General features: G+C 64.2%; 11 protein-coding genes. 6 read left to right on the top strand and 5 right to left on the bottom strand.

Annotation, left to right across the window (positions count from 1 at the left end):
• Positions 1–25: 25 nt before the first annotated feature.
• Entirely contained in the window at positions 26–1720 is a 1695-nt protein-coding gene (locus FHS48_RS04880; protein WP_184261956.1) for a methyl-accepting chemotaxis protein, read from the bottom strand.
• A gap of 270 nt (positions 1721–1990) precedes the next feature.
• Here FHS48_RS04880 and FHS48_RS04875 point away from each other — a divergent pair, with 270 nt between their 5' ends.
• Together FHS48_RS04875 and FHS48_RS04870 are read left to right on the top strand one after the other, a co-directional pair.
• Positions 1991–4372, top strand: coding sequence for a Tex family protein (locus FHS48_RS04875; RefSeq protein ID WP_184261954.1), 2382 nt, complete (start codon positions 1991–1993; stop codon positions 4370–4372).
• Positions 4373–4384: 12 nt separating this feature from the next.
• Positions 4385–5143 (top strand): metallophosphoesterase family protein, encoded by a 759-nt coding sequence (locus FHS48_RS04870; protein ID WP_184261952.1) that lies wholly within the window; start codon positions 4385–4387, stop codon positions 5141–5143.
• Between the two features lie 4 nt (positions 5144–5147).
• On the opposite strand, the gene FHS48_RS04865 is transcribed toward FHS48_RS04870, so the two are convergent.
• Entirely contained in the window at positions 5148–5972 is an 825-nt protein-coding gene (locus tag FHS48_RS04865) for an alkaline phosphatase family protein (protein WP_184261950.1), read from the bottom strand.
• A gap of 191 nt (positions 5973–6163) precedes the next feature.
• On the opposite strand from FHS48_RS04865, the gene FHS48_RS04860 reads away from it, so the two are divergent.
• From FHS48_RS04860 to FHS48_RS04845, 4 genes are all read left to right on the top strand, one after another.
• On the top strand, positions 6164–7309 hold the full coding sequence (locus tag FHS48_RS04860; RefSeq protein ID WP_184261948.1) for an extracellular solute-binding protein: 1146 nt from the start codon (positions 6164–6166) through the stop codon (positions 7307–7309).
• 111 nt (positions 7310–7420) lie between these two features.
• Positions 7421–8512 carry an ABC transporter ATP-binding protein gene (locus FHS48_RS04855; RefSeq protein ID WP_184261946.1) on the top strand — a complete coding sequence of 364 codons (1092 nt, stop codon included), beginning with the start codon at positions 7421–7423 and terminating at the stop codon, positions 8510–8512.
• 9 nt (positions 8513–8521) lie between these two features.
• Complete coding sequence (locus FHS48_RS04850; protein ID WP_184261944.1) at positions 8522–9571, top strand: ABC transporter permease; 1050 nt, start codon at positions 8522–8524, stop codon at positions 9569–9571.
• Positions 9568–10389, top strand: coding sequence for an ABC transporter permease (locus tag FHS48_RS04845; protein WP_184261943.1), 822 nt, complete (start codon positions 9568–9570; stop codon positions 10387–10389). Before FHS48_RS04850 ends, FHS48_RS04845 begins: the two co-directional genes overlap by 4 nt.
• 95 nt (positions 10390–10484) lie before the next feature.
• Here the strand turns inward: FHS48_RS04845 and FHS48_RS04840 are convergent, their stop codons facing one another.
• The 3 genes from FHS48_RS04840 to FHS48_RS04830 form a co-directional block, all read right to left on the bottom strand.
• Positions 10485–11030, bottom strand: coding sequence for a hypothetical protein (locus tag FHS48_RS04840; protein ID WP_184261941.1), 546 nt, complete (start codon positions 11028–11030; stop codon positions 10485–10487).
• A 5-nt stretch (positions 11031–11035) separates the two neighbouring features.
• The gene (locus FHS48_RS04835; protein ID WP_184261939.1) at positions 11036–13054 is read right to left on the bottom strand and encodes a protein kinase family protein; all 2019 of its coding nucleotides are present in this window, start codon (positions 13052–13054) and stop codon (positions 11036–11038) included.
• Positions 13055–13289: 235 nt separating this feature from the next.
• Positions 13290–14579 carry an adenylosuccinate synthase gene (locus FHS48_RS04830; protein ID WP_184261937.1) on the bottom strand — a complete coding sequence of 430 codons (1290 nt, stop codon included), beginning with the start codon at positions 14577–14579 and terminating at the stop codon, positions 13290–13292.
• Between the last annotated feature and the right edge of the window lie 111 nt (positions 14580–14690).

The raw sequence follows: 14690 nt of genomic DNA, 5'->3' as shown, positions 1-14690 counted from the left end.
ATCAGTGTCTTCAGGCGTCCTGTCCTCAGGCCGCCTGCGGGGTATCCTCCCGGACGGTGACAAGGAAGCTGCTGACCGCCTCATCCAGCACCCGGCGGCGCTGCACCAGACTGTCCGCAGCGGAAAACACCTGCTGGGCCATGGTCCCGGTCTCATCGGCGGCCATCGACACATCGCGGACCCGGTCGCTGACCTCGCGGGTCCGCTCCGACGCCGCCACCACCGAGCGGGAAATCTCCGCCGTCGCGCTGTCCTGCTGTTCCGCCGCCCCGGCGGTGGCGTGGGCGTGTTCACTAATCCGGGCAATGCGGCTGCTGACCGCCTCAATCGCCCCGACCACCGCCGAGGTTTCCACCTGAATGGCCGCAATCAGACCGGTGATGTCCTCTGTTGCCGCCGCCGTCTGCCCGGCCAACCCTTTCACCTCGCCCGCCACCACGGCAAAGCCTTTGCCCAGTGCTCCGGCCCGGGCGGCTTCGATGGTGGCATTCAGGGCCAGCAGATTGGTGCGGGCGGCAATATCACCGATCAGGGTGACGGTCGCGCCGATTTTGCCGGTCACCTCGGCCAACTGGGCAACCCGCTGGCGGACATCGCCGACATCGCCCACCGCATCGTCAGCCAGTTCCGCCGTCTCATGGGCCTGCCGGGACACCTCGGCGATGGAGGCGCTCAACTCCGTGCTGGCGGCGGAAATGGTCTCAAGGCTGCCGACCGCCTGTTCAATCTGCTCCGCCGCGTCATTGGTGCGGGCCTGCGCCTGTCCGGCATTCCGGACCAGACCGTCAGCCGAGGTGCGCATGCTGCCGACCGCCAGCCGCAGCGCTTCCGCCACATCGGCAATCGACTGGTCAAAGCCGTCAATCGCCACCTCCAGCGCCTGCTGGCGCTGCTGTTGCCGGGCCTGCGCCTCCTGCTCCGCCGCCTGCAACGCCCGGGCCTGACGCATCGCCTGACGCCATTCCTCCAGCCCCTGCGCCAGCGGCACAAATTCATTCCCGCGTCCGACCACCGCCGCCGGGGTTTCCAGATCACCGCCCGCCAGACCACTGACGGTCTGTTCCAGCCGCTGCAACGGGCGCTCCACTGAGCGGATCACCGCAAAGCCAACCCCGGCCCCGATCAGACACCCGGCGACACCGCCGCCGATCACCAGCGCCAGAACCAGCGCATAGGTCGCGCCATAGGCATCGTAGGACGCCTTCATTGCCTCCAGATGCTGCCGTTCCAGCCCATCCAACGCCGCTGTCAGCTCGCTGACCGTCGGGTAGAGGTAATCGCGGTTGAAGCGGTTGACCATCTCGGCATCGCCGCTCTGGATCGCCTGCACCAGCCAGTCGACCTTCTGGGCGGCGGTGAAGACCAGCGCCTCGTAGTCGTCGGCGGCCCGGATCTCCTCAGGCGACCGGAAAAAGGGTCGGACCTGCTGCCAGCCGCTACCGGTCTGCGCGCGTAGCGCGGCGATGGTGGCCTCGGCCTCGGCCGCTGAGACCTGCCCGGCATCAAAGCGGTTCACCTGATCGACCAGCCGCTGATAATCCTGCCCGATCTGCTTCAGCAGCTCGATCGGGGCCACCCGGTCCCGCCGGATGCTGTCCAAAGCCTGCCGGGCGGTGGATCCGCCCCAGACCCCGGCCACCCCGACACCGGCGATGACGCCGCAGAGAATGGACACCAGAAGGATCAGGCGCGTCTGAACGCGAATATTCCACAGGATCATGCGCAATTAAACAGGGCGCGTGACCGCCCTGTTCCTCCGTCTATCGCCCCGTTGTCCCCATCCGCAGCGCTACCGGATCCAGAAACCGCGCTCCAGATAATGTTTTATTACATATAGATAAGATTTTTACTTGATCGCCCGCACAGACAGAGCGCGCAGTTGTCTATGGCCTCGCCATGGTTGCCACCTCCCCTGAAAACGCGATAGGGTCAGGGGCGGGCGCCCTTTCCGGGGCCCCTTTGTGTTTTTGAAACGGGAGTCATCCGTTAAATGCTGTCGATTGCTGCCCAGATTGCCCAGGAACTGTCATGCCGCGAAGCACAGGTGAATGCCGCCGTCGAGCTTCTGGATTCCGGCTCGACGGTGCCCTTCATCGCCCGCTACCGTAAGGAAGTGACCGGCGGGCTGGATGATGCGCAGCTGCGCACGCTGGAAGAACGGCTGGTGTACCTGCGGGAACTGGAAGACCGCCGCCAGACGGTGCTGAAAAGCATCGAAGAGCAGGGCAAGATGACCGATGAGCTGCGGAAGCAGATCATCACCGCCGATACCAAGACCCGGCTGGAAGACATCTATCTGCCCTACAAGCCCAAGCGCCGCACCAAGGCGATGATCGCCCGCGAGGCGGGGCTGGAGCCGCTGGCCGACGCCCTGTATGCCGACCCGACGCTGGACCCGCAGACGGAGGCCGCCCGCTTCCTGAACGAAGAGGCCGGGATCACCGATGCCGCCGCCGCGCTGGAAGGGGCCAAGCATATCCTGATCGAACGCTTTGCCGAAAATGCCGAACTGGTCGGCGGGCTGCGTGACATGATGTGGACCGATGGCTTCCTGACCTCCGCCGTGATCGACGGCAAGCAGGAGACAGGATCAAAGTTCGCCGATTACTTCGACCACCGGGAACCGATCCAGAAGGCGCCGAGTCACCGGGCGCTGGCGATGTTCCGGGGCCGCGACGAAGGGGTGCTGCGTCTGGCACTGGTCCACCGCAACGACCCGGAAAACCCGCGTGATCCCGGCCCGGCCGAACGGAAGATTGCCGCCTTCACCGGCATCATCGACAAGGGCCGCGCCGCCGACAAGTGGCTGGTCGAGGTGGTGCGCTGGACGTGGAAGGTCAAGCTGTCCGGCCATATTGAAATGGACCTGATGGGCCGCCTGCGCGACGCCGCCGAGGAAGAGGCGATCCGCGTGTTCGCCGCCAACCTGAAGGACCTGCTGCTGCTGGCCCCGGCCGGGATGCGCCCGACGCTGGGCCTTGATCCGGGTTTCCGCACCGGCGTCAAGGTGGCGGTGGTGGATGCCACCGGTAAGCTGGTGGAAACCGCCACCATCTATCCGCACGAGCCGCAGCGGCAGTGGGATGCGGCACTGGCGGTGCTGGGTGCCCTGACCATGAAGCATAAGGTGGAGCTGGTGGCAATCGGCAACGGCACCGCAGGCCGGGAAACCGAACGGCTGGCGATGGAGCTGATCCGCAAGCTGCCGGATTACCGCCTGACCAAGGTGGTGGTCAACGAAGCCGGGGCCTCGGTCTATTCCGCCTCGGCCTATGCCTCCAAGGAACTGCCGGGGGTGGATGTTTCCCTGCGCGGGGCGGCGTCCATCGGCCGCCGTCTTCAGGATCCGCTGGCCGAACTGGTGAAGATCGAGCCGAAGAGCATCGGCGTCGGCCAGTATCAGCACGATGTGTCGCAGACCAAGCTGGCCCGGGCGCTGGATGGCGTGGTGGAAGACGCGGTGAACGCTGTCGGCGTTGACCTCAACACCGCCTCGGCCCCGCTGCTGTCGCGGGTGGCCGGGCTGTCGGAGCGTCTGGCGGAAAACATCGTCTCGCACCGCGATGCCAACGGCCCGTTCTCCAGCCGCAAGGACCTGCTGAATGTCAGCGGTGTCGGCCCGAAGACCTTCGAGCAGTGCGCCGGGTTTCTGCGCATCCGCAACGGTACTCAGCCGCTGGATACCTCCTCGGTCCACCCGGAAGCCTATCCGGTGGTGCAGCGGATCCTGAAGGCCGCCAACACCAATATCGACGGCCTGATCGGCAATGTCGCCATCCTGCGCCCCCTGCGGCCGGAACAGTTCACCGATGACACCTTCGGGGTGCCGACGGTGGCCGATATTCTGAAGGAACTGGAAAAGCCGGGCCGCGATCCGCGCCCCGAATTCAAGACCGCCACCTTCATGGAAGGGGTGGAAAAGGTCAGCGACCTGAAGCCGGGCATGGTGCTGGAAGGCACCGTGACCAACGTCGCCAATTTCGGGGCCTTTGTTGATATCGGCGTCCATCAGGACGGGCTGATCCACATTTCCGCCCTTGCCGACGGCTTCGTGAAGGATCCGCGCGATGTGGTGAAGGCCGGGGATGTGGTGAAGGTGAAGGTTCTGGAAGTGGACCTGAAGCGCAACCGCATCGCCCTGACCCGCCGCATGAGCGACGAGCCCGGCCCGAAGGAAGACCGGCCACGGTCTGCCGCCCCCAGCGGCGTAGGCCGCGAGAAGACAACAGGCGCAGGCCGTACCGGCGCAGACCGTGCCACAGGCACCGGGAAGCCCGCTATGGCCCCCAAACCTGCCGCCGCCAAACCGCAGAAGCAGGACATGGGCTCTCTGGCTGATGCTTTCGCCCGCGCTGGCTGGAAAACCAAGTAAGGACCACCACCGATGACACGCCTTGCCGTTCTGTCCGACATCCATGGCAACCTGCCCGCCCTTCAGGCGGTGCTGGCCGATGTGGAACGCCGCACCGGACGGCAGGGCGTGCAGATGATCACCCTTGGCGATCATCTCTCCGGCCCGCTGTGGCCGGAAGAGACCGCTGCCCTGCTGCGGCAGCAGACGGACTGGATCCAGATTGCCGGAAACCATGAACGGCAGCTTCTGGACTTTGATCCGGTCCGGCGCGGTCCGTCAGACTGCTACGCCCACGCCTGCATGAGTGCGGAAAGCCGGGACTGGCTGAGCGGCCTGCCCGCCAGCCACTGGCTGACGCCGGAGGTGCTGCTGTGCCATGGCACCCCGGACAGCGACCTGACCTATTGGCTGGAAACCGTGGACGCCACCATCCCGGATAAACTGCGGCCCGCGACGGAAACCGAGATCCGGGAGCGTCTGGGACAGGTGACGGCAGGACTTGTGCTGTGCGGCCATACCCACATCGCCCGGACGGTGCCGCTGCCGGGTGGGCCACTGATCGTCAACCCCGGCAGCGTTGGCCTGCCTGCCTACACCGACGACCATCCAATCCCGCATCGGGTTGCCACCGGCAGCCCGGAGGCACGCTATGCGCTGATCACCGGCACAGCGGACGGTTGGCAGGTGGAGCAGATCCGCCTGCCCTATGATTTCGAGCCCGCCGCCCGGCAGGCCGACCGCAACAACCGCCCCGACTGGGCACAGGCGCTGCGGACAGGAACCCTGTAAAACCTTACCCCAGCACCACGCCGGTCATTCCGGCCGGAACCGGCAGGCCGAGCAGCGACAGCACCGTCGGCGCCACCGACAGCTGATCCGCCGGTGCGGTCTGCGCCCCGCTGACCCGGGCCCCGACCACATAGAACGGCACCTGACGGGCTGCCGGGCGGGTGCCGCCGTGCCAGCCGATGTCATCCATCCCATGGTCCGCCGTCACCACCAGCCGGTAGCCCTGCTCCAGCCAGTCAGTACCATAGCGGGCAATCAGATCCCCGGCCATCGAGGCGGTGCGGCGGTATTCCGCTGACTGCCCGCCGAAGCGGTGCCCGATGGTGTCGCAGGCCGGGGCGTGCAGCAGCAGGAAATCCGGGGCATGACGGCGGATCAGGGATCCGGCGGCGTGAAACACTTCCTCATCCGGGCAGTCGAAGGTGCTGTAATAGCGCCCGTGCTGGATCACCGCCTGCGGGTCATCCACCTCCCGGTGCTCTGCCGGAACGTAAGGATTGGCGTGGTATAGCTCGGCGAACCAGTGCGAAGCGGAGGCCGCCGTTTTCCGCCCGTTGGCCCGGGCAACGGTGAACACGGTTTCCTCCCGCGCCGGAACATTGATCTCGTTGCTGACGATGCCATGTGCCAGCGGCGGCAGACCGCTGAGAACCGTGTGGTACAGCGGCCGCGACAGGCTGGGCAGGCAACAGGTCATGGTCCAGCGGGCGGCGCGACCGCTGACCGTCAGGGCTTCCAGCCAGCCAAATTCGGCAAAAGCGGTCTCGGCCCCCAGACCGTCCAGCACCACCAGAACCACTTTCGGGAAACCGCTGTCTCGTCCGGCCATACCGCTAAACTCCACTTTGAACAGGTGCAGACGTATGCAATCATCATTCGCTGATTGTACAGCGGCATGAAACTTTCATCCGCCCGTCACCAAACTGACGCAGATCCCTTTTACACTGCGCCCTTCGTTTTGCGAGTACCTCTTTCATGTTGATCTGACAACTCTGCATTTATGAAATTTGGGGAACAATCATGGCTGATCTGAAGACCCTGCTGACCGGTGGCCTGAATCGCCGCACCGTCCTGAAGGGTGCCGCCGCCGGTGCCGTTCTGGCCGCGGCCCCGGCCTATGTGCGCAATGCCCGCGCCTCCTCCGGCTCCCTCACCGTCTACAGCTGGGGCGATTACAAGCTGGAAAGCGTGATCGCTGAGTTTGAAAAAGCCACCGGCATCAAGACGACGCTGGCCACCTACGGTGCCAACGACGAGCTGGAAAACAAGCTGCGGGCCTCCGGCGGCAAGGGTTTCGACGTGGTGTTCCCGTCCATCGACACCCGTACCAACTACGACAACGGCAATCTGCTGCTGGCGCTGGACGAAAAGAAGATCAAGGTCGATGCCATCGACGCCGGTCTGTGGCGCGGTTCCATCACCTCCGGCGGGGTCAGCAAGGGCAAGCGCTACCTGATTCCGCACATCTGGGGCACCGAAGCCATCGCCCTTGACTCCACCAAGTTCCCGGGCAAGTACGGCGAGCTGTCCTACGCCCACATGTGGAACGGCGACCTGACCAAGAAGGTCGCGATGCGCCAGAAGTCGGTGCTGATCGGCATTGCCATCTACCTTGACGCCATCGGCGAGGTGAAGAGCAACCGCTCGCTGGATATCTACAAGTCCGAGGCGGAAATGCGCCGGGTGATGGATGGCTGCCTGAAGTTTGCCGCCGCCCACAAGAAGAACGTCGGTGCCTTCTGGAACGATGGCACTCAGGCCCGCACCGCTTTCACTGACGCTGGCTGCACCATCGGTCAGGTGTGGGATTCGACCGGTCTGGAGCTGTATAAGCTCGACAAGAAGTGGAAGTTCCTGATGCCGAAGGAAGGCGGGATCGGCTGGATCGACACCGTCGGCATTCCGTCCGGCTCGCAGAACGTCGAACAGGCCTATGCCTTCATCAACCACCTGCTGAACCCGAAAGTCGGCGGCTACATCGCCAATGTCACCGGCTATAATTCTGCCGTGAAGGGGGCCGAGGCCCACATCAGCGACGTGGCGCGTGAATTCCAGAAGGCGGCCTATACCGGTGACTCGACCGAGAAGCTGGTGTTCTGGCCGCCGCAGCCGCCGTACTTCTCCAAGGTCCGTCAGGAATACGTTGAAAAGCTGACCAACGCCTGAGGCTGATCAGCGGGCGCAGCGGGTGGAAACCCCTGCGCCCGTTTCCTTTTTTCCGGTTTTCCGTTCACCCGGCCCCGTTTCCCGGCAGGCCCCGACTGCGGCAGGATGCGTATGCGCGGTAAAAGCGTCTCTCTTGACTCCGTCTCGATGCGGTTCGGTGATTTCACCGCCGTGCAGCCCACCACCCTGACCATTCAGGCCGGGGAGTTCTTTTCCATCCTCGGGCCGTCCGGCTGTGGCAAGACCACCCTGCTGCGGATGATTTCCGGCTTCATGAGCCCGACCGGCGGCACCATCCGCATCGGTGACGCCGATGTCACCGCCCTTGGCCCCAACCGCCGCCCGACCGCGCTGATTTTTCAGAACCTTGCCCTGTTTCCGCTGATGCCGGTGTGGGAAAACGTCGCCTTCGGTCTGGAGGTACGCGGCGTCTCCAGACGTGACCGCCGGGAAAAGGCCGAGGAACTGCTTGCCCTTGTGGCGCTGGATGGGCAGGGCGACAAACTGCCGACCGCCCTGTCCGGCGGACAGCGCCAGCGCGTTGCCATCGCCCGGGCACTGGCGGTGGAACCGGCGGTGCTGCTGCTTGATGAACCGCTGTCCGCCCTTGACCTGAAGCTGCGCCAGCACATGCGGACGGAGCTGAAAGAGATCCAGCGCAAGACCGGCGTCACCTTCCTGTACATCACCCATGATCAGGGGGAAGCCCTGACCATGTCGGACCGGGTGGCGGTGATGCGCTCCGGGGTGGTCGAACAGGTCGGGCGCGGCGATGACATCTACGACAACCCGGCCACCAGTTTTGTCGCCAGTTTCGTCGGCGAAAGCAACCGCCTGACCGGCACCGTTGACAGCATCAGCGGCGGCTTCGCCACCGTCTCCACCCGCTTCGGCACCCTGACCGCCCGCAGCGGCCCCGGACTGGCGGCCGGAGACAAGACCATCGTCTTCATCCGCCCGGAACGCACCCGCCTGCAGGATACGCCGGACGGCGCCGGTCTGGCCCTGCGCGGCACCTTCCTGCGCCGCGATCTGGAAGGCCCGTTCATCAACCTGTTCTTCGACTGTCAGGGCACGCCGTTCAGCGCCCACATCACCAACGACAGCCGCCACGCTGCCGAAACCGGCACCGATCACTGGCTGCGGATTGCCCCCGAAGATGCCCTTGCCCTGCCCGCCGGGGCGCTGGCCCGTGACGAGTGAGGCCCGCCGATGAACGCTGTTTACCGCAGTTACGGCCCGCTGCTGGGCACCATCATCCTGCTGGGGGTGGCGGTGTGGACGCTGGCGATGATCGTCGGCCCCCAGCTCTTCATGATCGAGCAAAGCCTGTGGCGCATGGAGCAGCCGGATTCCGCCGTCACCGCCGGAATGCGGATTGAGGAGCTGAACAACGCCCTCAGCCTTGCCCAGTATGATCTGGGGGCTCTGGAGGGCACCACCGATCCGGACAAGATGGCAGAGCGGGAAAAACTGGCCCGCTCCGTCAGCGCCATGGAGCAGGAGCTGACCACCCTACAGGGGCAGGACACCGCCCCGGTCAAGGTCTATACCATCAGCAATTACACCGAAATGAGCGGCTATCACGCCGAGATCTTCGTCAAGACCATCGGCGCTTCGCTGATGGTGACGCTGATTGCCTTCGCGGTGTGCTATCCGGTGGCCTATGCCGCCGCCAAACTGGCAAAACCGGAGCGGGCGGCGCTGATCCTGCTGGGTCTGGTGATTCCCTATGCCATCAACGAGCTGCTGCGGGTGTTCGCGTGGCTGATGATCCTCGACTATCAGGGGGTCGCCAACAGCGTGCTGCTGTGGTTCGGCCTGCCGGAACCGGTGCGCTTCCTCGACAGCGGGGCCGGGGTGTTCGTGGCGATGGTCTATGCCTACGTGCTGTTCATGGTGTTCCCGATCTACAACACCATTGAAACACTGGACACCAACCAGATCGAAGCCGCCCGCGACCTTGGGGCCTCGACATGGAAAATCCACAGCCGGGTGGTGCTGCCCCATGCCAAGCCGGGGATCGCCGTCGGCAGCATCATGACCTTTATGCTGTCCGCCGGGTCGTTCTCCGTGCCGCATATCATGACACGCGGCACCGCCCAGCCGTGGTTCTCGCAGCTGATCTATTCCAAATTCTACGACAGCTTCTACTGGAATCAGGGGGCGGCCTATGCCTTCACCCTGCTGCTGGTGTGCGTGGCCTTCATCATCCTGATGATGAAGGTCTTTAAGGTCGGCATCCGGGATATCGCCAAATGAGCAGCACGGCCCCCTCTTCTTCTGTCTCCGCCAGCCGTGTGGTCCTGTCCGTCTACATGGCCCTGTTCTTCGCCTACCTGTTCCTGCCGCTCATCCTGATGGTGGCGGCGGGGTTTAACAGCTACAGCCCGCCATCAGTGACGCAGTGGCAGGGCTTTTCGCTGCGCTGGTTCTCCGAACTGGCCGAGGATCAGCGGATCCTACAGGGGATCGTCAATTCCGTGGTGGTCGCCACCGGGGTGATCCTGCTGTCGCTGCCGCTGGGCCTTTCCGGGGCGCTGCTGCTGTCGCGGCTGGATGCCCGCAGCGGCAGCCTGCTCTATGGGGTGCTGGTGTCACCGGTGCTGACACCGGGGATCATCCTCGGCATTTCCACCCTGATTTTCTGGCGTCAGGTCGATGTCGGGGGTGGGCTTGGCCTGACGGTGATGGCCCAGAGCACCTTCATCGCCGCCTACTGCATGCTGATGTTCATGGCCCGCCTGCAACGGCAGGATACCTCGCTGGAAGAGGCGGCGCTGGATCTCGGGGCCACCCACATGCAGGTGTTCCGGCGGATCACCCTGCCGTTCCTGCGCCCGGCCATGCTGTCCGCCGCCGTGATTGCTTTCCTGCAATCGATCGAAAACTACAACACCACCGTCTTTTCCATCGGGGCCAGCCACACACTGGTGACCGAAATCGGATCACGGATGCGGTTTGGCCTGACGCCGGTGGTGAACATCATCGGCCTGCTGTTCGTTACGGTGACAGTTGCCGTCGCTGTTGCCTACGTTCTGCTGCGCCAGCGGGAACGGGCCCGCACACCGGCCGGGTGAGGCCCTGCCCCTTCTGCCCCTCCTGACAGAAAAGAAGCCGCCGTCCGGTTGGACAGCGGCTTTTTTCTTCACCCCCACAGAGTGGAGGGATGTCTTCAGTCCTCGTCATCATCGGCGCCGGGGCGGCGGCGCTTCTTCATCATGTCCGCACCGTCATCAGCCTTGGCGACATCCGGTCCCCAATGCGCCAGCAGCTCCTGCTGCTTGGTTTTCAGGTTGGAAGTCCGGTTGGAGGACGAAAAGCTCATCGCCCCGGACACCAGCAGCGGGGTCACGATGTACAGCATCCAGCCAAAGGCGGAGGCGCCCAGAATCACCATCAGGTTAAAGACATTGGCCAGCAGCGTCAGGGCATGGGGGACCGAATGGTCCTTCAGCCACAGATCCAGCAGATAGGGCAGAACCCCGGAGAAATTCAGCGCCCCGACAGCAATACCTCCATACCGTCGCCCGGATTTATCGACCATCAGGGCCACCAGCGTCGGGATCATCGTAATTCCGAGAAAGATCACCGTCGGCATGAACACAAAAATCAGGGGGACCACGGCAATCAGAAGGCCGACGTTGCGCAGCAGCGACGGCTTCTTGCCCCCGGCTGACTTGCCTTTAGATCCCAGTGCCTTGGTTGCAGCTTTCGCCATTATCCTCACCAGACCTTCATGAACAGCAGCACCGTCACCGTCAGCAGGGCAATACAGGTTGCCATCACCGCCGCCGCCTGCTGGCCCTGCAACGCTGCCCGCCCGTCAATCACCGTCCGCCCCTGCTCCGCCGCCTTCAGCTGCTGTTCGGCAGCGGCATATTCGGCCCGCGCCCAGGCGAACCCCTCGGCATCCTTCAGGCGTTCTTCCTGATTATCGAGCAGATTATAGAGATCCGGCAGGCTGCCCTTGCGGACCAGCTTGGGGATCTCCTTCTCCAGCTCCTTCCGCTTTTCGCGGCTGTTATAGCTGTTGATCAACGGGCCGAGCTGCCCGCCGACCCAGCCACACAGGCCGTGCAGGGCCGGGGGACCAAGACGCCACTGCAACACCGCCAGCAGGCTGACCATCCCCAGCGTGGCGCGGATCGGATCCTGCTCCGCCATGGTGCGGAACTGAACCTTGGTATCCCGCTGCCATTTGACCCCGATATAGGCGGCGATATGGCGGTCCACCGGTTTGGTCTTGGGGTCCAGTTTCTGCGCCGCCCGATCAAGGGCCGGAAGAAGCTCCCGGATATCGGAGACGAACTCCGCCTCGATCAGCGGGCTCTGGCAATGCAGGGTTTCGTTCAGCTCGTACAGGCAGCGCTCGATACCCCACCCCATCATCGGGGTTGAGAGGTTGCCCGCCAGATCCTTGAACTGGGACTCGTAGTGCGCAAGCTCGGTATTATGATACCCCTGCGCCCCAACCCAGTGCTTGGCCATATCCCGGGCCAGAATCTCGGCATAGGGCCGCAGCGCCTTCTTCTGCATCGATGCGGTGGCCAGTGCCGTCCCGAAGCCATCCAGCGTCACCCGCACCTCGCGGTAGCGGATCGGGGCCCGTGGGTCCAGCACCAGCAGAACCCGGGCCAGCGCCAGATCGCCGACCTGCCGCTGATCCCCCGTCGCCTGCGCCACCCGGATCACCGAGGCGACCACATCGGCCAGCTCGTTATCTTCCAGCCCCCGGCGCAGCCAGATTTCCACCCGGCCATCCATCACCACCGGAATAGCGGCATCCCAGTGGCGGGACATGGCGTTGGCCAGTTCCCGCACCGAGAAATAGTCCTTGCCTTCAAACTTGAAAGCCCGCTGCGACCGTTTCGCCGGTTTGGGCTGAATCGGGGTCACCCGCCGCCCGTTCAGCCACAGATCAAGGTCTTCCAGCTTCCAGCGGTCGCGGGTGTCATCACACAGCAGGCCGCGCAGCAGTTCCAGCAGGTTGAGCGGAACCCGGCTTTCGGTGGCATAGTTGGCGTAAGTTGACTGGGCCAGCTTCGACGCCACCACTTCCGGCGCCGACTGGCCCTGTACCGGAAAATCCCGGCCATTGAGCAGGCCGATGGAGACCATGCCAAGGGCATACAGGTCATCCTTCACACTGGTCTGACCCCGCCCCTCCGGATTGGCCATCGCCAGTTCCAGCGGTTCATACAGGGCCGGATTGTCGTACCCCGGCGGCGAGGTGGTGTAATCGCCCAGCACCACATGATCCTTGCCGGGATCAGACCAATACAGGTTGTCCAGCCGGATGGCGCGGTGGATCACCCCACGCTGTGACATTTCGTTCAGGGCATTGAACAGCGGCCGCAGAACTTTTTTCGGGAACAGGATTTCCGCGACCGGCTCAAACTTTCCGCCGGGCTTCGGCAGCACCTTCGGGCCGCCGGGCCGTTCGTAGACCACAGCCATCACCTTGCGGCCAACCAGCGGCCAGTCGATGATGCCATATTCCACCAGCGTCAGCACACCGGCTGCCTGTACGCCTTTCATCGCCCGCATCGCCCCCATCCGGATCGGCAGATCGTGGCGGCAGATCAGGGCATACAGAGACCGCCCGGCCCCGCGCTTGTCAACGCAGGCAAAGGCCAGGGCCTGAGGCATGCTCAGGTCATTGATCGGCTTGGCCGGATCAATTTCGAACCGCTCACGCAGGATAACCGCGCCGCCAGCCGTGATCGGAGCCTCATTCGACATGCCCGGGGGGAGCCTTTTCTGTCAGCAGGACTATAAACGTCAGGGTCAACAGGACCGGGGAAGGATACGCAAAAAACGATTACAAAACTCTGAAAAAACGGGCAATCCCTGAATTTAGCTGCACCCTGCCCCCATACTTTTCAGGGATACTTCTCAGGGGGGGGCCATAATGACAACAGGCCGGAAGCAGATGCTTCCAGCCTGTTGTCCATCATACAGCCGCTTCGCCCGCCGCTCAGTCGGTGAACGGGTCGCGGACCAGAATGGTGTCTTCCCGTTCCGGGCTGGTCGACAGCAGGGCCACCGGGGCCTCGATCAGCTCCTCGATGCGGCGGACGTACTTAACCGCTGTCGCCGGCAGATCGGCAAAGCTGCGGGCGCCTTCGGTGCTTTCGCTCCAGCCTTCCAGCACTTCGTAGATCGGCTCCACCTTGGCCTGCGCGCTCATCGAGGCCGGAAGGTAGTCGATTTCCTTACCGTCAATGCGATAGCCGACGCAGACCTTCAGCTTTTCAAAGCCGTCCAGCACGTCCAGCTTGGTCAGGGCGATGCCGTCAATGCCACCGGTCTTGACCGCCTGACGGACCAGCACGGCGTCGAACCAGCCGCAGCGGCGCTTGCGGCCGGTGACAGTGCCGAACTCATGGCCCCGGGTGCCCAGACGTTCGCCGACCGCATCAAACAGCTCGGTCGGGAACGGGCCTTCACCGACCCGGGTGGTGTAGGCCTTGGTAATGCCCAGCACGTAGCCGATGCCGCCCGGCCCCATGCCGGAGCCGACAGCCGCCTGACCGCCAAGGGTGTTAGAGGAGGTGACGAACGGATAGGTGCCGTGATCGACGTCGAGCAGCGAACCCTGAGCACCTTCAAACAGGATACGCTTGCCAGCCTTGCGGTAGTCCGACAGCACACGCCACACCGGGCGGGCATACGGCAGGATCTGCGGAGCAATCTCCTTCAGCTCCGCCAGAATCTGGGCCGGGTCCAGTTCCGGCTCGCCCAGACCGCGCAGCAGCGGATTGTGGTGGGCCAGCAGGCGGTCAATCTTGGCGCCCAGCGCCGCTTCATCGGCCAGATCGCAGACGCGGATGGCGCGGCGGCCCACCTTGTCTTCGTAAGCCGGGCCGATGCCACGGCCGGTGGTGCCGATCTTCCCGGCCCCGGCCGCCGCCTCGCGGGCGCGGTCAAGGTTGCCGTGCAGCGGCAGAATCAGGGCAGCGTTTTCCGCCAGCATCAGCACGTCAGGGGTGATCTTCACGCCCTGCTTGGCAATGTTGTCGATCTCGCGCAGCAGCGCCCACGGATCCACCACCACGCCGTTGCCGATGATCGACGGGGTGCCGCGCACCACGCCGGACGGCAGCAGACTGAGCTTGTAGGAAACGCCGTCGACCACCAGCGTATGACCGGCGTTGTGGCCGCCCTGAAAGCGCACCACAACATCCGCCCGCGAGGCGAGCCAGTCGACAACCTTGCCTTTGCCTTCATCGCCCCACTGAGAACCGATGACAACCACATTGGTCATGGGCTTGATCCCTACCTTGACACTGTGAAAGGACCGGTCTGTTCCGGTCGGGGTGAAAGGACCGGTCTTGTTCCGGTCGGGAAGGTCCGGCCGCAGCCGGAAAACCTGTCT

Origin of the sequence: Novispirillum itersonii, from assembly GCF_014205675.1 — a bacterium.
In the GTDB taxonomy this organism is placed as follows: Bacteria; Pseudomonadota; Alphaproteobacteria; order Rhodospirillales; family Rhodospirillaceae; genus Novispirillum; species Novispirillum itersonii_A.
The sequence above is the reverse complement of the archived record's forward strand: the minus strand, read 5'-3'. Positions and strand labels throughout refer to the sequence as shown.

What these genes read in the sequence shown, in the direction of transcription:
- FHS48_RS04880 (WP_184261956.1), bottom strand. Translation starts at nt 1,720, where the DNA reads ATGATCCTGTGGAATATTCGCGTTCAGACGCGCCTGATCCTTCTGGTG.
- FHS48_RS04875 (WP_184261954.1), top strand. Translation starts at nt 1,991, where the DNA reads ATGCTGTCGATTGCTGCCCAGATTGCCCAGGAACTGTCATGCCGCGAA.
- FHS48_RS04870 (WP_184261952.1), top strand. Translation starts at nt 4,385, where the DNA reads ATGACACGCCTTGCCGTTCTGTCCGACATCCATGGCAACCTGCCCGCC.
- FHS48_RS04865 (WP_184261950.1), bottom strand. Translation starts at nt 5,972, where the DNA reads ATGGCCGGACGAGACAGCGGTTTCCCGAAAGTGGTTCTGGTGGTGCTG.
- FHS48_RS04860 (WP_184261948.1), top strand. Translation starts at nt 6,164, where the DNA reads ATGGCTGATCTGAAGACCCTGCTGACCGGTGGCCTGAATCGCCGCACC.
- FHS48_RS04855 (WP_184261946.1), top strand. Translation starts at nt 7,421, where the DNA reads ATGCGCGGTAAAAGCGTCTCTCTTGACTCCGTCTCGATGCGGTTCGGT.
- FHS48_RS04850 (WP_184261944.1), top strand. Translation starts at nt 8,522, where the DNA reads ATGAACGCTGTTTACCGCAGTTACGGCCCGCTGCTGGGCACCATCATC.
- FHS48_RS04845 (WP_184261943.1), top strand. Translation starts at nt 9,568, where the DNA reads ATGAGCAGCACGGCCCCCTCTTCTTCTGTCTCCGCCAGCCGTGTGGTC.
- FHS48_RS04840 (WP_184261941.1), bottom strand. Translation starts at nt 11,030, where the DNA reads ATGGCGAAAGCTGCAACCAAGGCACTGGGATCTAAAGGCAAGTCAGCC.
- FHS48_RS04835 (WP_184261939.1), bottom strand. Translation starts at nt 13,054, where the DNA reads ATGTCGAATGAGGCTCCGATCACGGCTGGCGGCGCGGTTATCCTGCGT.
- FHS48_RS04830 (WP_184261937.1), bottom strand. Translation starts at nt 14,579, where the DNA reads ATGACCAATGTGGTTGTCATCGGTTCTCAGTGGGGCGATGAAGGCAAA.